Source organism: Marinobacter shunpengi (assembly GCF_045449695.1).
Taxonomy (GTDB): domain Bacteria; phylum Pseudomonadota; class Gammaproteobacteria; order Pseudomonadales; family Oleiphilaceae; genus Marinobacter.
Genome location: NZ_JBJJKZ010000022.1, coordinates 1 through 17,462 on the forward strand (window position 1 = coordinate 1; position 17,462 = coordinate 17,462).

General features: G+C 61.7%; 13 protein-coding genes. 10 read left to right on the forward strand and 3 right to left on the reverse strand.

Annotation, left to right across the window (positions count from 1 at the left end; genetic code table 11):
- On the reverse strand, window positions 1–1,637 hold a 1,637-nt coding region (locus ACJO2E_RS18510), incomplete at its 3' end, for a methyl-accepting chemotaxis protein (protein ID WP_406965830.1).
- A gap of 260 nt (window positions 1,638–1,897) precedes the next feature.
- Here ACJO2E_RS18510 and ACJO2E_RS18515 point away from each other — a divergent pair.
- The 10 genes from ACJO2E_RS18515 to msrA all read left to right on the forward strand — a co-directional run bounded on the left by ACJO2E_RS18515 (window position 1,898) and on the right by msrA (window position 14,770).
- Window positions 1,898–3,277 (forward strand): DUF1329 domain-containing protein, encoded by a 1,380-nt coding sequence (locus ACJO2E_RS18515; RefSeq protein WP_406965831.1) that lies wholly within the window; start codon window positions 1,898–1,900, stop codon window positions 3,275–3,277.
- Window positions 3,278–3,497: 220 nt separating this feature from the next.
- Complete coding sequence (locus ACJO2E_RS18520; RefSeq protein WP_406965833.1) at window positions 3,498–4,880, forward strand: DUF1329 domain-containing protein; 1,383 nt, start codon at window positions 3,498–3,500, stop codon at window positions 4,878–4,880.
- A 251-nt stretch (window positions 4,881–5,131) separates the two neighbouring features.
- Window positions 5,132–6,835, forward strand: coding sequence for a carboxylesterase/lipase family protein (locus ACJO2E_RS18525; protein ID WP_406965834.1), 1,704 nt, complete (start codon window positions 5,132–5,134; stop codon window positions 6,833–6,835).
- A 245-nt stretch (window positions 6,836–7,080) separates the two neighbouring features.
- Window positions 7,081–8,721 carry a carboxylesterase/lipase family protein gene (locus tag ACJO2E_RS18530; RefSeq protein WP_406965835.1) on the forward strand — a complete coding sequence of 547 codons (1,641 nt, stop codon included), beginning with the start codon at window positions 7,081–7,083 and terminating at the stop codon, window positions 8,719–8,721.
- A gap of 130 nt (window positions 8,722–8,851) precedes the next feature.
- Window positions 8,852–9,826 carry an NAD(P)H-dependent flavin oxidoreductase gene (locus ACJO2E_RS18535; protein WP_406965836.1) on the forward strand — a complete coding sequence of 325 codons (975 nt, stop codon included), beginning with the start codon at window positions 8,852–8,854 and terminating at the stop codon, window positions 9,824–9,826.
- Between the two features lie 13 nt (window positions 9,827–9,839).
- On the forward strand, window positions 9,840–10,736 hold the full coding sequence (locus tag ACJO2E_RS18540) for an SMP-30/gluconolactonase/LRE family protein (protein ID WP_406965838.1): 897 nt from the start codon (window positions 9,840–9,842) through the stop codon (window positions 10,734–10,736).
- Window positions 10,737–10,932: 196 nt separating this feature from the next.
- Window positions 10,933–11,214, forward strand: a complete 282-nt coding sequence (locus ACJO2E_RS18545) for a hypothetical protein (protein ID WP_406965839.1) — start codon at window positions 10,933–10,935, stop codon at window positions 11,212–11,214.
- Between the two features lie 11 nt (window positions 11,215–11,225).
- Window positions 11,226–11,927, forward strand: coding sequence for a winged helix-turn-helix domain-containing protein (locus ACJO2E_RS18550; RefSeq protein WP_406965840.1), 702 nt, complete (start codon window positions 11,226–11,228; stop codon window positions 11,925–11,927).
- 3 nt (window positions 11,928–11,930) lie between these two features.
- Window positions 11,931–13,418, forward strand: a complete 1,488-nt coding sequence (locus ACJO2E_RS18555) for a sensor histidine kinase (RefSeq protein WP_406965841.1) — start codon at window positions 11,931–11,933, stop codon at window positions 13,416–13,418.
- Between the two features lie 158 nt (window positions 13,419–13,576).
- Complete coding sequence (msrA, locus tag ACJO2E_RS18560) at window positions 13,577–14,770, forward strand: peptide-methionine (S)-S-oxide reductase MsrA (protein ID WP_406965842.1); 1,194 nt, start codon at window positions 13,577–13,579, stop codon at window positions 14,768–14,770.
- 6 nt (window positions 14,771–14,776) lie between these two features.
- Here msrA and ACJO2E_RS18565 read toward each other — a convergent pair whose 3' ends face one another.
- A complete protein-coding gene (locus ACJO2E_RS18565; RefSeq protein ID WP_406965843.1) occupies window positions 14,777–15,511 on the reverse strand; it encodes a 3'-5' exonuclease in 735 nt (244 codons plus the stop codon).
- A 43-nt stretch (window positions 15,512–15,554) separates the two neighbouring features.
- Complete coding sequence (locus ACJO2E_RS18570; protein WP_406965845.1) at window positions 15,555–17,426, reverse strand: DUF294 nucleotidyltransferase-like domain-containing protein; 1,872 nt, start codon at window positions 17,424–17,426, stop codon at window positions 15,555–15,557.
- Between the last annotated feature and the right edge of the window lie 36 nt (window positions 17,427–17,462).

The window sequence follows — 17,462 nt, forward strand, 5'->3', positions numbered from 1 at the left end:
TCCTGGCTGGCCTCGTTGGTCTGGGTGACGCCGGTGTCGCTGTTCTGGGCCGCCTCCACGATGCGCACCACGTTCTTGTTGATCTCCTCGGCCACCTGGCTCTGCTCCTCGGAGGCCGTGGCGATCTGCGTCACCTGATCGTGGATGTGCTCCACCGACTGCTCGATGGTGCTCAGGGCCGAACTGGCGTGGTTGATACGCTCCACAGTCTCCTCCGACAGGCCCTGGGAGGAACGCATGCGCTCCACCGCGCTGCGGGACTCACGGATAAAGCCATCGATCATCTCGCGGATCTGGCCGGCGGACTCGCCACTGCGCTTGGCCAGCTGGCGCACCTCATCGGCGACCACGGCGAAGCCACGGCCATGCTCGCCGGCCCGGGCGGCCTCGATGGCGGCGTTCAGGGCCAGCAGGTTGGTCTGGTCGGTGACTTCGTGGATCACGTCCAGCACCTTCTGGATCTCGTCACTGCGGGAGGCCAGGGCGTCGATGGCCTCGGCGCTTTCCAGGATATTCCGGGACAGGCTGTTCACCGACTGCTGGGAGCCGGCCATGGTCTGGCCGCCATCCTTGGCCAGGCGGTCGGCATCCGCCCCGGCCTGCTGCACCTCGTTGGCGTTCTTCGAGATCTGGTGGATGGTGGCGGCCATCTGGTTGATGGCGGAGGCGATCTGGTCGGTCTCTGAACCCTGGACCTGCACCGAGGCGCGGGTCTCTTCCGCCACCCGGCTCAGTTCCTCCGCGGCCGAGGCCACCTGGTGGGTGGTGTCGCCCACTTCGCGAATGGTGCTGTGAATCTTGCCTACAAACGCATTGAACTGGTGTCCCAGCTCGGCCAGTTCATCGTTGCCATCGTCCGGCAGGCGGCGGGTGAGGTCGCCTTCGCCTTCGGCAATATCCTGCATGGTGCGAGTGACATTGCGCAGGGGCACGGTAACGGTCCGCCCCATGAAAATGCCGAAACCTACGGCAATGACCACAATCACCAAGGTGATACCCAGGATGGTCAGCAGGGCACTGCGAATCTGCGCATTGATTTCTTCCCGCGCGGCCGCCACGGCATGGTCGATCTCAGTAATGTAGACACCGGCGCCGATCACCCAGTTCCAGCGGTCCAGGGTGATGGAATAGGACAGCTTGGGCTCGGGAACTTCTTCCGCCGTTGCAGGGTTGTCGAACTCGTAACGGAAGAAGCCGCCGCCATTCCGGCCCACTTCAAACAACTTGGCCAGCAGTGCCTTTCTTGCCGGTGTCGATTCCTTGGATGGGCCCTCCATGCTGGGGTCCGGAGCGTAAATCAGCATATAGGAGTCGTCACGATAAGCATAAAGGTAGTTGTTATCGCCAAACACAATGGAGCGGAGCTTGTCCCGGACTCGTTCCTTCGCCTCCGCTTCCGGATAGGCTTGCTCGTCGTACTCCTCGCGGATCAGCGCACGTGCACCTTCAACGAGATTCTTCAGGCCGGTCTTGTGAGCTTCCAGCAGGTTGCTGCGCAGGCGTTCGACCTCGGCCTCACCGTCGGCACTGAGCTGCTGAGCGGTGACCCATGCCACGGCGCCGGCGGTTACCAGCACAGGAACCAATACGGCTATTAATAGACGTGAACGGATACGCAGTCGTTCCACCAGTTTCATGTTAAAACTCCAAGGTTAAAAGGACATCGGGCCGGGAAAACTGTGTATTTATTATCCGGGTTTGTGGCGGGAGTGCCGTTCCAAAATGTAACCTGACATACCGCCTGTGCAGGCATAACGGCTTCTGTGGTCATTTCTTGAGAGCCTGGTGTCGGACGGGGAGCCGCATTCCACAACACTGCATTCACCATGTCCTTTAGCCGGCAGGGGCGGCGCCCGCGTTCCTGCTGTTATCCATACTGGTCCAGGGATGTAAAACCATGTACAAGAAACTGATCCCCGCCCTCTGTCTTTCGTTGTTGATGGCAAACTTGATACCAACGGCTAGTGCTGCCGTTTCCCAGGCCCAGGCCAATCGTCTGGGCAATAGCCTGACCCCCTTTGGCGCCATTCGAGCCGGTAATTCCGACGGCACCATTCCCCGCTGGACCGGAGGTGATATCACCATTCCGGAAGGCTATGAGGGAACCGGTGACCACCACATCGACCCGTATCCTGACGATGAGCCGCGCTATGTGGTGACCGCCGACAACCTGTCGGAGTACCGTGACGTGGTGCCGGACGGTGCGGCGGCGATGCTGCAGGCCTATCCGGAAACCTTCAGGCTACGGGTGTTTCCCACCCGCCGGAATCACACCGCACCGGACCACATCGCAGAGAACACCCGCAGAAATGCCACCAGCGCCAGCCTGGTTGACGGGGGCAATGGCGTGCAGGACGCGTTCGGTGGACACCCGTTCCCGATCCTCCACGGCTCCAGTGAGGAAAAGGCCATGCAGGCGGTGTGGAATCACATCACCCGCTGGCGCGGCCGGTATACCGAGCGGGAATTCGCCGAAGTGGTGGTGGTCCAGGGCCAGTTCCGCCCCATCACCATGCGACAGGAGGTCTTCTTCAACTGGAACAAGGAAGGTGGCAGCGCGGAAACCCTCGACAACATCATCAACTACTACCTGTCCACGGTGCTGGCGCCCGAGCAATATGCCGGTGGCGGTATTCTGGTGCACGAGACCCTGGACCAGGTCAAAGAGCCCCGTAAGGCCTGGGGCTTCAGTGCCGGTGAGGTTCGCCGCGCGCCCAGCCTGGCCTACGATGCGCCGATTGCCTCATCCGGCAACCTGCGGACCGTGGACGACACCGATGTTTTCAATGGCGCCCTGGACCGCTACAACTGGGAGTACCAGGGGGTGCACGAAAAGCTGATCCCCTACAACAACTACGAACTGTCCAGTGACCGGTACAGCTACGACGAGGTACTTGGTGACCATCACCTGAACCCGGACCTGACCCGATGGGAACTGCACCGGGTACATGTGGTGGAGGCCACCCTGCGGGAGGATGCCCGCCACCTCTACCACAAACGGGTGTTCTACATTGACGAGGATAGCTGGAACATCGCCCTGGCGGACCAGTACGATGATGAGGGCAATCTTTGGCGGGTGACCATGGCCATGCTGAAGAACTTCTACGATATGCCGGGCGTGTGGATTGATATTGCCGCCTATCACGACCTCAAGGTCCGCCGGTATCACGTGCAGGGCCTGGTCAACGAAACCGAGGGTTCGCGGGTGTTCAGGGACGAGTTTCCGGGTAAGCGGTACTTTTCTCCCTTCACCCTGCGCCGAAGGCTGTCCGAGTAAACCCCTTTGTTAACTGGTGTTAAATGAGCGTGATAGGTTGCTCGCCACTGTGTAACGGCGTGTAACCGCCATGTTTTGAGGTGGCATGGCCATGAAAAATAGTAAAGAATGAGACCAAATCCCATAACGTCCATGAGACCTGCGCGACAGGAGTCTGTGAGTGGCGGACTCCTGTTATGTTCTCAAAACAATAAGATGGTCTGCCCAGATGTACGAGACTATGCGAAAAAACCTGATCCCCGCACTGTGCGTATCATTGCTGGCCATGGTCAGCGTGACGTCCACCCAGGCCGCTGTTACCCAGAATCAGGCGTATCGCCTGGGCAACAGCCTGACGCCATTCGGTGCTGTCCGTGCCGGTAACTCGGCAGGCACCATTCCCCGCTGGATCGGTGGTGATACCACCATTCCGGACGGTTACGAGGGAACCGGTGACCACCATATCAACCCCTATCCCGACGATGAGCCCCGCTATGTGGTCACCATCGACAACATCGAAGAGTACCGGGACGTGCTGCCGGACGGTGTGGCGGCGCTGATCAACCGTTACCCGGAAACCTTCAAGGTTCGGGTCTTCCCGACCCGACGGACCCATACCGCGCCCGAGCACATCATTGAGAATACCCGTAGCAACGCCACCTCCGCTTCCCTGGTGGATGGCGGTAATGGTATCCAGGATGCCTTTGGCGGCCATCCGTTCCCGATCCTGCATGGCTCCAACGAAGAGCAGGCCATGCAGGCCATGTGGAACCACCTGACCCGGTGGCGTGGCCGGTACATGGAGCGGGAGTATTCCGAAGTGGTTGTGGTCGGGGGCCAGTTCCGCCCGGTAACCATGCGCCAGGAAGTCTTCTTCAACTGGAACAGGGAAGGCGGCAGCGCGGAAACCCTCGACAACATCATCAACTATTACCTGTCCACGGTGATTGCGCCCGAGCAGTACGCCGGCGGCGGTATCCTGGTGCATGAAACCCTTGACCAGGTAAAGGAACCCCGCAAGGCCTGGGGCTTCAGCGCCGGTGACGTGCGCCGTGCTCCCAGCCTGGCCTACGACGCCCCGATTGCGTCCTCCGGTGGCCTGCGTACGGTAGATGATACCGACGTGTTCAACGGCGCCCTCGACCGGTACAACTGGGAGTACAAGGGGCTTGAGGAAATGGTCATCCCCTATAACAACTTCCAGATCACCAGTGACGAGTACACCTACGACGAAGTGCTTGGTGACCAGCACCTGAACCCGGAACTGATGCGCTGGGAGTTGCACCGGGTGCATGTGGTGGAAGCCACACTGCGGGAGGATGCCCGCCACCTGTACCATAAGCGGGTGTTCTATATCGACGAGGATAGCTGGAACGTGGCCGTGGTTGACCAGTACGACGACAGCGGCAACCTCTGGCGTGTCACCACCGCCATGCTCAAGAATTTCTACGACATGCCGGGCGTGTGGACGGACCTGGAGGCCTACCATGACCTTCACAAGGGCATTTACCATGTGATTGGCCTGACCAACGAATCCGACAAGACCCGTACCTTCTCGGATGACTTCCCCGGCAAGCGTTACTTCTCCCCGTTCACCCTGCGGCGGCGTCTCTCCGACCAGTGAGGCGATTTGCAGAACGTGTCACAAGGAAGTGACACGACTGACCATCTCCCGCAACACTTGCTCCGCGGGGCTCCAGACAGCCCCCATTGCCTCCCTTTAATCTGTGTACAGGTTTTCGACCCTTCGATTCCCGAAGGGAACGGTCCTCCCTCGAAAACATCCCTGTCCGGTCATGCCCGGCCAGGCCACAAGAACAACAGATTGAGGCTGACTGAACAATGAAACGGTATAACAAGAACAGGTTCTGGCAGATGTCCCTGAGTACTGCGCTGGCGGCGACACTGTTGGCGGGGTGCGGTGGCGGTGGGGGCTCCGGGTCCGATGACGATCCGATCGGGTCGGTGGATACCGAGGTCACGGTCAGCCAGGGCGCCGTGAACGGTACCCTGGAGTCCGGCATGATTGCCTTCCGGGGTATTCCCTATGCCAAACCGCCGGTGGGCAACCTGCGTTTCGCACCGCCCGAGCCCGCTAATGCCTGGGACGGAGTGCTCGAGGCGGATGCGTTTGGTAACAGTTGTCCCCAGTCCGGCAGTGCCTTCAACGGCTTCCAAGACAGCCTGGACGAGGACTGCCTCTTCCTGAATGTCTACACCCCTGAAAGGGGGAGCGATCTGCCGGTGATGGTGTGGATCCATGGTGGTGCCTTTATCACCGGTTCCGGTGGCAGCTCCTATGAACCCTCACGGCTGGTGGCGGAGGATGTAGTGGTGGTTACCATGAACTACCGCCTGGGTGTCCTCGGTTTCCTGCCGGTGGACGGCCTGCCCGAGGGCAGTGGTCAGTATGGTCTGATGGACCAGCAACTGGCGTTGCAATGGGTACAGGACAATATCGAAGCCTTTGGTGGCAACCCGGACAATGTAACCATCTTTGGCGAATCCGCCGGCGGCCACAGCGTGCTGTCACAGCTTGTCTCCGCTGGAGCCGGCACAGGCTCCGAGGGCCTGTTCCACAAGGCCATCGTGCAGAGCGGGGCTTACCAGCCGACGCAGATTCCCCAGGCCTTTGGTGAAGCCAATATCGGCGACCCGGTTATCGCTGCCCTGGGCTGTGATGACTCGCCCGATGTGGCAGCCTGCCTGCGGGACGGGAGCATCGACGCATCGGCTATCCTCGATGCCCAGGGTGATCTCTGGTTCAACCCGACATACGGAGAGGGCATGTTGCCGTACTCTATCCAGGACGCACTGGATAACGATGCCTTCCCGCAGACGATCCCGGTCATGACCGGCAATAACCTGAACGAGGGTCGTCTGTTCCTGGCGTTGGATGAGGTGTCTGCATTGGTGGCGGGCTCCATGGACACGGTGACGGAAGCGGAGTACGGGACCGAAGTGGCCACGCTGCTGGCTTCAGACCCCCGGGGGCTGGATGCTGCCAGAATCGCGGAGGATTATCTGGATACCACGCCGGCAAGCAGCGGTGGCGAACTGATCACCCCCGCCTTCGACGATTCGGCAGGCGATGAGAAGTACACTCTGGCCCTGGCCTCCATCCAGACCTCCTGGCGTTTCGCCTGCAACCAGTTCGACCAGATCGAAAGCCTGTCGGATCAGGGCGTGAGCGCCTTCGGTTACTGGTTTACAGATCAGGATGCGCCGAGTCTGTTCGGTCCCGAGCTTACCGCCGGCCTGAGCTTCGACCTGGGCGCCGCCCACGCTCTTGAAATCCAGTACGTGCTGAACTCCGAAGACACCATGCGTGCCCGGGATGCTACCGATGCCCAGATCGCCCTATCCGAACAGATGATCCAGTACTGGGTCCAGTTCGCCCGCAATGGCGACCCGAGCGCCAGCGATGGCACGGCCACCTGGCCGACCTTCGGCACCAGTGGCGAACTGATGGCGCTGGAACCGTCCACCCTGGGTAACGATGCCCTGGTGAATGCCAGTGCCGCCCAGGACGCCCACAACTGTGACTACTGGGACAATCCTCCCATCGTAGCGCCCTGATCGTGCGGCCCAGCCCGGGGAATGACGCAAGGTCGCTTTCCCCGGGCCGGCCTGTGTGCCCACGGATAATCCACTGAACAAAACTTCAGTCTCACCTGACGCCTCACATTGGAACTTCCTGCTCCAGACAGCTACCGGCTACGGGATTACCCTCTCTGTGCATACCTAACAAAGCGAATGCTCGCTTTATTAGGGCAATGACGAATGAACGGATCCTTCCGAAACAATAACAATGAGGCATTAACATGATATCCATACGAAACAGGGCCTGGCCGCTGGCGTTCGGGGCTTTTCTTGGCTTGGCACTGCTCACGGGCTGTGGCGGCTCTTCCTCGGGCTCTGACAACGACACCGACAATGAGCGTCCGGCCAACGTTCGCGAAACCCAGCAGGGCCAGGTGGAAGGCGTCAGGGAGAGCTATGGCCTGGCTTTCCGCGGCATCCCCTACGCACAGCCTCCGGTTGGCGATCTGCGCTATGCGGATCCGGTGCCCGCCGAGCCCTGGGACGACACACTGGTGGCGGACGAGTTCGGCGGGAGCTGTATCCAGCCTGCCAGTACCTTCGGTGCATCCGAGTCCACCGAGGACTGTCTCTACCTGAACGTTTATACCCCGGAAGAGGCCGAGGGCAGACCGGTGATGGTCTGGATCCACGGCGGCTCCTTCGAGACCGGGTCCGGCGGTGGCAGCTATACACCATCCGGGCTGCTCGAGCATGATGTGGTGGTGGTCACCGTGAACTATCGCATGGGCGTGCTGGGGTTCCTGTCCCACCCGGACCTGGATGGCCCGTCCGGCAGCTACGGCATCATGGACCAGCAACTGGCCCTGCAATGGGTGCAGGACAACATCGCCAACTTTGGGGGTGACCCGGGCAACGTCACCATTTTCGGCGAGTCCGCTGGTGGTGCCAGTGTGCTGACCCATATTGCCTCCCCCGCTTCTGGGGATCTTTTCCACAGGGCCATTATCCAGAGTGGTGCCTATATTGGTCAGATAGACCAGCCCACCCAGGCGACGATGCAGGCTGCCGGAGACACTTTCTACGATGGGTTGGGGTGCGGTGACATCGACTGCATCCGCGACCTGGACGCCCAGACTATCCTCGAGGCCCAGCAGGCGGCGGGGCTGAGCTATGTGCCAAGCCTGCGCTCGGACATCCTGCCGAAGGATGTAAAGACCTCCCTGGCCGATGGGGATTACAACAAGGTTCCGGTGATCGCAGGCAGCAACCTGGATGAAGGCCGGCTGTTCGTGGGTATTGCCGAACTCACCCGGATCGGCGCGCTGATCGAGGGTGGAGCCACCCCGGAGGATGCCGCAGCCCAGGCCATGCTCAAGGAGGAGGACTACCGGGACGAAGTGGTCGCCCTGGTGGGTGAGGACGACGCCGATGCGGTGGTGGCCGAGTACGACACGGCGGACTACGACAATGTCAGCATCGCTGTCAGCGCCATCAATACCGACATCCGCTTTGCCTGCCCGTCCGTGCCCCAGTTGCAGCAGTTGGCTGCCGGCGGTGAGATGGTGTATGCCTACGAATTCACGGACCGGGATGCGCCTTCCATTATTCCTGCCGGGAACACCTTCGACCTGGGGGCCGCCCACGCCTTCGAGATCCAGTATGTGTTTGGAAACCGCGCCAGCCGGGAGGCCAGGGGCATGACCGATGAAGCCTCACTGGATCTGGCAGACGCCATGACCGCCTACTGGGCCTCCTTCGCCACCAACGGTGATCCCAACACCAGCGACGGTACCGGGGTGATGTGGGAGAACGTCCAGGCCAACAGCAACATGCTGGAACTGGACCCGGCGCAGATCGGCAACCTGGCGGTGAATGACTTCTCAACCCGCCACAAATGCGGATTCTGGAATGACCTGTAAGCCGGCGGTCCAGATCAGGGGGCGCCTTCGGGCGCCCCTTTTTTGTAAATCACCGTTTCCTGATGAATAATGGAACGCCATTTCGTTAAACAGAAAACCCACCCACGACTTTTCGTAACAGGGGCGTTCCATGAAGACAAGAATCACTGAACTGTTTGGCATCGAGCATCCGATCATCCAGGGCGGCATGCACTGGGTCGGCTACGCGGAGCTGGCGGCCGCCGTCTCCAATGCCGGCGGCCTGGGCATCCTCACTGCGCTGACCCAGCCCACCCCGGAAGATCTGGCGAAGGAAATCGCCCGTTGCAAGGAAATGACCGACAAGCCCTTCGGCGTCAACCTGACGTTCCTGCCGTCCTTCAAGGAACCCCCCTATCCGGAATACATCCAGGCCATTATCGACGGCGGCGTGAAGATCGTTGAAACCGCCGGTCGCAGCCCGGAGAAGTATATGCCTCTGCTTAAAGAGCACGACATCAAGGTCATCCACAAGTGCACCTCCGTGCGCCATGCCCTCAAAGCCCAGAAGATCGGCTGTGACGCGGTGAGTGTCGACGGTTTCGAGTGCGGCGGTCATCCGGGCGAGGACGACATCCCCAACTTCATCCTGCTGCCCCGGGCGGCCGAGGAACTGGAGATTCCGTTCGTCGCCTCCGGCGGCATGGCCGATGCCCGCAGCCTGGTGGCGGCAATGGCCCTGGGGGCCGACGGCATGAACATGGGCACCCGCTTCCTGGCCACCCGGGAGGCCCCGGTCCACGACCGGGTCAAGGAAACGATTGTCGAGTCCGACGAGCTGCAGACCCGCCTGGTGATGCGCCCGCTGCGTAACACCGAGCGTGTGATGAAGAACGCCGCCGTGGACGAGATCCTTCGCATCGAAAACGAGAAGGGTGCCGACACCCAGATCGACGATATCCGCCACCTGGTCACCGGCGCCAAGGGCAAGATGGTGCTGCACGAAGGCAAGATGGACGAAGCCGCCTGGAGCTGCGGTATGGTAGCCGGCCTGATCCATGATGTGCCATCCTGTGAGGAACTGATCAACCGCATCATGAGCGAGGCGGACGAGATTATCCGTGGTCGCCTGATGGGCAGCCTCTAAGGGAGATGGAACCATGGCAGACGTAAACCTGCTCACTGACGGTGGCCGCTTTTTCGAGGGCCCCCGCTGGCGGGATGACCGCTGGTGGGTATCGGATTTCTACCGTCATGCCATCTACACGGTGACCATGGACGGCCTGGTGGAGAAAGTGGCGGATGTGCCCCAGCAGCCATCCGGCCTGGGCTGGCTGCCGGACGACTCGCTGCTCTATGTCTCCATGGTGGACCGGAAGGTCATGCGCCGGACGCCGGATGGGGCGGTATCGGAATACGCCGACCTGTCCGGCTATGCCACCGGTCATGTCAATGACCTGGTGGTGGCCAACGATGGCAATGTCTGGGTCGGTAACTTCGGTTTTGACCTGATGGCCGGCGCCGACCTGGAACCGGCCAAACTGGTGCGGATTGCCCCCGACGGCAAGCTCAGCGTCGCGGCGGAGGATCTCTACTTCCCCAACGGCATGGTGATCACGCCTGACCAGAAGACCCTGGTGGTGGGTGAGACTTTCGGCAACCGCATGACGGCCTTCACCATTGCCGACGATGGCGAGTTGTATGACCGTCGTGACTGGGCGGAATTCGGCTCGCGGCCTTCACCCGGCCCCCGTGCCGATATGCTCAAGCAGCTCAGTATCGGCCCGGACGGTTGCGGTATGGACGCCGAGGGCCAGATCTGGATCGCCGACGCCTTCAACCAGCGCTGCATCCGTGTGGCGGAAGGCGGGGAGATCACCGACGAGATCAAGGCCCCGGACGGCCTGGGCGTCTTTGCCTGCATGCTGGGGGACACCGATGGCCGAACACTGCTGATGTGCTGCGCCCCGGACTCCTCCGCCAAGCGTCGCAAGCAGGCTGAGGAAGCCGCCCTCTACACCGCCCGGGTGTCGGTGCCCCACGCCGGCAATCCCTGAACGGTAATGCCGGAACATCACGCCAGCTTCCACCCCCGGGGCTGGCGTGATGCTTTCCTCTGGCGTGATACATTTGTGATAAAACACGGACACACTGTTTAATCGACTGTGAGGAAGCCGTGACGGGGTCTCTCCATACTCGGTTGTCGAAACGGGCAAACGCCTGATTCACCACCCTGACCTCAAGGAGAGCACCATGAAAACCCTCGCACTGACCTTCACCCTGCTGCTGGCCACCCTGTCCACCCATGCCCTGGCGGGCGACATGGAAAAAGACGCCATGGGTGACGACATGATGGACGACAAGGCCATGCATGACGAAACCATGAACGGCGACGGCATGATGGGCAACGACCATGGCGACGACATGATGAAAAAGGACGACGCCATGTCCGATGACACCATGATGGACGACGACCATGGCAAGACTTCCATGGACGACGATGCCATGATGGAAGAGTCCACGGACGACCACTGACGGAGCGACACTTGAGCCGTACGGTACTGATCATCGAGGATAGTCCCGGCATTGCCGAGCTGGTGCGGATGCATATCCAGGACCTGGGCATGCATCCGGTGCTGGCGGACCGGGGTGACACCGGCCTGGAGCGTTTCCGGGAGGGCGGGGTGGACCTGGTTATCCTCGACCTGATGCTACCCGGCCTGGACGGGCTGACGGTGTGCCGTGAAATCAGGGCCGGTACCGACTATGTGCCGGTGCTGATGCTCACCGCCAAGAGCACCGAGCTGGACCGGGTGCTGGGCCTGGAAATGGGTGCTGACGATTATCTCACCAAGCCCTTCAGCGTGGCCGAGCTGGCCGCCCGGGTGAAGGCGCTGTTCCGCCGCGTGGATGCCATGGCGAAACAGGACCCTTCCGGCGGACCGGACGAGGAAATCGTCCGCGGCGGTCTCAGGATCGACCCGGCCCGGCGACGGGTGGACGTACATGGCGAGGCCATCGACCTGACCGCCCGGGAATTCGACCTGCTCTGGCACTTCGCCGCCAACCCGGGCCGGGTGTTCAGCCGCAGCCAGTTGCTGGATGCCGTCTGGGGGTACAACCACGACGGCTACGAACATACCGTCAATACCCACATAAACCGCCTGCGCGGCAAGATTGAGCGCGACCCCGCCCACCCCGAGTTCGTGGAAACCGTCTGGGGCGTCGGTTACCGGCTGCGGGATTGAATGATGCGCAATAGTCTGTTTGCCCGGCTCTCCCTTGGCCTCTTCCTGCTGCTGCTGGCGGTGGGGGTGTTGTTCACCCTGTTGGGTCTGGCCTCCCTGAAACAGTACAACGCCTCCCTGGACCAGGAGCTGAACCGGGACCTGGCCAAACGGCTGGTGGCGGACCGTAACCTGGTGGCCGACGGTGAGCTGGACCAGCAGGCGCTGAAAGCCCTGTTCGAGCTCTACATGACCATCAATCCCAGCATCGAGATCTACCTGCTGGATACCGATGGCCGCATCCTGTCCTACTCCGCCGACCCCAGCAAGATCAAGCGTAACCGGGTGTCCCTGGACCCCATCCACCGGCTGCTCGGTGACATGGCGGAATACCCGGTACTGGGTGACGACCCCCGCAGCCACGACCGCCGCAAGGTATTCTCCGTCACCCCGGTGCCCTCCGAGGAACGGCGGGAAGGCTACCTGTACGTGGTGCTCCGGGGCGAGGAATACGACGCCGCCGAGGCCATGGCCCGCAGTGGCCATTATATGGAGATGGCCGCCTGGGCCATGGGGGTGAGCCTGGTGGTGGTACTGCTGGCGGGGCTGGCCATCTTCCGCCTGCTGACCCGGCGCCTGACCCGTCTGACCGGGCTGGTGGCGGAGTTCGAGCACAGCGATATGAGCCGGGAGCCGAGGAAAACCTGGCGCCAGCAGCGACCGGTGATCCGGGACGAGATCGACTACCTGGGGGCCACCTTCGACGACATGGCCAGCCGCATCACCTCCCAGATCCGGCAACTCCAGGACAAGGACGCCCAGCGACGGCGGCTGGTGGCCCAGGTATCCCACGACCTGCGTACGCCGCTGGCGTCCATGCAGGGCTACATCGAGAGCCTGCGCCTGCGTTCCGAACGTCTGACCCCGGAGGAGCGCGAAGCCTTCCTGGATATCGCCCTGCGGGAAAGCCGTCGCCTGGGCCGGCTGGTGGACGAACTGTTCGAACTGGCCTCCCTGGAAGCCTGTGAACGACAGCCGGAGGCGGAACCCTTCGCCCTGGCGGAGCTGGTCCATGATGTGGTCCAGAAACACCAGCAGGAAGCCGCACGCCGTGATGTCACCCTGACCGTCACCGGTGATCCGGCGATGCCCCTGGCCATTGGTGACGTGGCCATGACCGAGCGTGTGCTGGACAACCTGATCGGCAATGCCCTGGCCTACAGCCCGGAAGGGGGCACCGTGGAACTGGCCCTGGCCGGTGGCAACCTGCCGGCGGTGGCCGTGCGTGACACCGGCCCGGGTATTCCGGAGCGGGATCTGCCCCACGTCTTCGACCCCTTCTTCCGGGGCAACCAGGAAGCCGCCCGGGGCGAAGGACTCCATGCCGGACTGGGTCTGGCCATTGCCCGGCGCATCATGACCCTGCAACAGGGGGATATCCGGGCCGGTAACCGTGCCGGTGGTGGTGCCGAATTCCGGATCGTGTTGCCGCGTAGACTCCCAGGTCAGTGACATGCCCGCCGCCGGTACGAGAGTCATCGTTCATCGTTATGAATTCGTAACAACTCCGGGAACAAGGCGTTAGGGCTGGCCCTCATACTAATACCTCGCCTGGTTAATTCATTAACCAGAGTGGATACCAGCAGGGTCATTGTTAAGGAGGCATTAAGATGAAACGCATTATACTAGCCACCCTGGTTGCGGTACCGCTGGCACTGGCGGCCGTGTCATCCGCGGTCCTGGCCCAGCGGGGCAACGACTCCGCCCATGCCCCGGATGACCCCGACCTGGCCGTGGCTACCTTTGCCGGTGGCTGCTTCTGGTGTGTGGAGGCGGGCTTTGAGAAGATTCCCGGTGTGGTGGAGGCGGTTTCCGGCTATGCCGGCGGCAGCGAACCCTCACCCACCTATGAGCAGGTGTCCTCCGGTCGCACCGGCCATACCGAAGCGGTCCAGGTCTACTACGATCCGGACGAGATGACCTATGAAGGGCTGCTGGAAGGCTTCTGGCGTTTTATGGACCCCACCGACGCCGACGGCCAGTTTGTGGACCGTGGTAAACAGTACCGCCCGGCCATCTTCTACCACGACGAGGAACAGCAACGGCTGGCGGAGGCCTCCAAACAGGCCCTGGCGGACTCCGGGCGTTATGACAAGCCGGTGGTGATCGAAATCACCGAACTGGACCGGTTCTACGAGGCCGAGGACTACCACCAGGACTATTACAAGAAGAATCCGATCCGCTACAAGGTGTACACCTTCAACAGCGGTCGCTTCCAGTTCATTGATGAGTACTGGACGGAAGAGGAGCAGGACCTGGATTTCTCCCGCTTCCAGCCGGGCGCGGACAGCGCCAGTAACAGTGCGGGTGGTTCGGCGGCAGCCAGCCGGATTGTTACCGGCCCCGGTTTTGACCCGGAAACCTTCACCCTGCCGGACGACGACACCCTGCGGGAAAAACTGACCGACCTGCAGTACGAGGTCACCCGGGAAGACGGCACCGAACGGGCCTTCGACAATACCTACTGGGACAACAAGGAGCCGGGCCTGTACGTGGATATCATCTCCGGCGAGCCGCTGTTCTCCTCGCGGGACAAGTACAAGTCGGGCACCGGTTGGCCCAGCTTCACGCGGCCTATCACACCGGATGCCGTGGTGGAGAAAGAGGACAACACCCTGTGGATGACCCGTACCGAAATCCGTAGCGTCCATGCCGACTCCCATGTGGGTCACGTGTTCAGTGACGGTCCGCCGCCCACTGGTCTGCGTTACTGCATGAACTCCGCCGCCATGGCGTTCATTCCCCTGGATGAGATGGAAGCAGCCGGCTATGGCGAGTATATCGACCGGGTACGGGAAGAGTAGGCCCGGTTACAGCCAGAGGTCCTTGACCGGTGTTTCCGGCGAGAAGTGATAGCGGATCTGCGCCTGAAGCAGCTCGGCGGTGGCAATGGCATCTATCAGGGCATTATGGCCGGGATAGTGGGGCAGGTGATAACGCAGCCGGCTGTCTGGCAGGCGGATGGACACCGGCTTCTTTCCCAGTATCTGCTGCCAGCGGGTGGGGTTGCGGTTCGGGTTCAGGTGGGCCTCGATGGCCATGGTATCGATAACCGGGAACTGGATTCCCTCCTGCAGACGCCATCGCATGGCCACGTCGAAGAAGGGGCGCTCGATGGCGCGGTAGTGCACCACCACGATCCGGCCCGCCAGGGCTGGCAGCAGCTCGGACAGTATCTCCCCGAAGTCCGGTGCGTGCTCAATGTCGGAATGGGTGATGCCGTGGATGGTCACGGATTCCCGGTGCAGCGGCAGTGGCGGTCGGACTACCCAGTGCCGGGCCCCCGACAGGTGGATCCGGTTCAGGGTGAAGGGCACCAGGCCAACACTGACAATAGAGTGCTCATCCGGGTCCAGGCCGGTGGTCTCAAAGTCCAGGGCCACCATCGGCACATCCGACATGGGCGTGGCCGGCGCCACGCAGCCTGCCTCGTAATAGGTCTTCAGGTGCGGGTCACGGGTGTCCGCGGCCAGTGCCGCCATCCGGTCCGGCCAGTCCGTGCTGGCAAGGTCGTCCGTACTGTGTTCGCTTTCCTGCCTGTTCATGGTCCTCCTGTTATCGGGTGTCCGGCCGGGTACACGAAAGGGCCTAGCGGGGCATGTTGGCGTTGTAGCGGTAGCGGAGGAATTTCTGTGCCTGGCTGACAATCTGGAAGGCGTCCTTCAGGTGGCTGCGTTCGAACGGCGACAGGTCTTCCGGGCGCACGTTGTTGTCCGGTTCACGGCCGTCTTCCATGGCCAGGGCCTGGTGGCGGATACGCACAATGGCAATGAATTCCAGGGCATCCCGCAGGTTGCCGACACCGTCGTCCGGCAACAGTCGTGTCCTGGCGATGTCGCCAAGCCGGGTGAAGGAGTTCTGCCGGCGGGAGCCGCAGGCCAGGGCGTGAACCCGGATAAGGTCGGAGACCGGCGCCGTGCCCCGGCGCTTGAGGTTGAAGGTCTTGCGCTGCCTGCCGCCCTCTTCAAGCATGAACTGACGGAAAAAGCCCAGTGGTGGCGTGCGGTTAATGGCGTTACGGGCCATCATTGCCAGGAAGCGCTGACTGTTCTGGGCCTTGGTGGCAATCAGGTCCTGCAGTGCCTTGGCGTAGCTCATTTCACCGTGTACCCCGTCCAGGTCAAAGAAAATGTTGCTGTTCAGCAGGGCCTCCGCCTTGGGGTTCTCGATCCAGTCGGTGAAATAGTCCTTCCAGACCGACAGCGGCTGGCGCCACTGTTTGTTGGTTGCCATGATATCGCCGGTGCAATAGGCATAGCCGCATTGCGCCAGGCCATCGCTGACAAACTTGGCCAGGGCGAGGAAATACTCGTCATGCTGTTTGGGGTCGAAACTGTCATCCAGCACCATGGCGTTGTCCTGGTCGGTGACGATCAACTGTTCATCCCGGGCCATGGAGCCCAGCGCCAGAAAGCAGTAAGGCACCGGCGGTGGTCCCAGTTTTTCCTCCCCCAGTTCCAGCAGGCGTTGGGTGAAGCTGCGACCGATACCGGCCATGGCGCTACCAATCATGTGGGAGTTGGCGTCCTCGTGGACCATGCGGATGAAGCTGGCCTTCACATCCTTGCTGACGGCCTTCAGCCCCTCCACATCCTGCTGGCGATAGATGTTGCTGACCACGTACAGGCTGTTCTGGGACTCGTACTTCATGATGTCCGACAAGGCGATGACACCCCGGGGTTTGCCGTTCTCCATCACCGGCAGGTGGTGCACATTGTTGTGCAGCATCATCAGCATGGCCTCGAAAATATAGGCATCGGCACGAATGGTGATCAGCTCCCGGGACATGATGTCGGCGACGGGCGTTTCCGAGGGCAGGGCATCGGCCACGGCACGGGTACGCAGGTCCCGGTCGGTGATGATGCCCACCAGGTCTCCCTCATGCTCGCCGCTGCCTTCCACCAGTGGCAGCGCCGACACGCGCTCCCGGGTCATGATGTGGGCGGCTTCCTGCAGGCGGACGGTGGAGGCGGCCATGACCGGTTCCCGGTTGATCAGCCGGGATACCCGCGAGGTCATCAGCTCATTGCCCTGCTGTGACCGGTTCATGGCAGCCCGCAGGCGGCTCTGGTCCTCGACTTCCACATAGTCGGCAAACCCATCCTGGGTGTTGAACAGCTGCTGGAACACCGGCTTGGGGATCAGGTAAATCAGGGTGTCCTCGATCGCGGTGGCGGGAAACCGGACCTGCATGCCCATAAGCAGGCCGGTATGGGCAAAAATCTCGCCCTCCCCGAGCCGGTTGTAGAGTTCTCCCGAGCGCCGGTAAAGTTCAACCGCCCCGCTGCGGATGTAGTGCAGGTCGGTGTTCTGCTGGCCCAGTTCCAGAATCCGGGAGCCGGCGCGGAAGTAGGCAATTTCGATGCTGCCGGCGATGTCGTCCAGCACGGACTCGGGCAGCTCGTCGAAGGGGGCATGCTGCTGCATGTGATTCCGGATGTCGATCAGTTCCGCTTGCATTGTCGGGCCTGTAATCCTGTACTGACGAACGGGTTT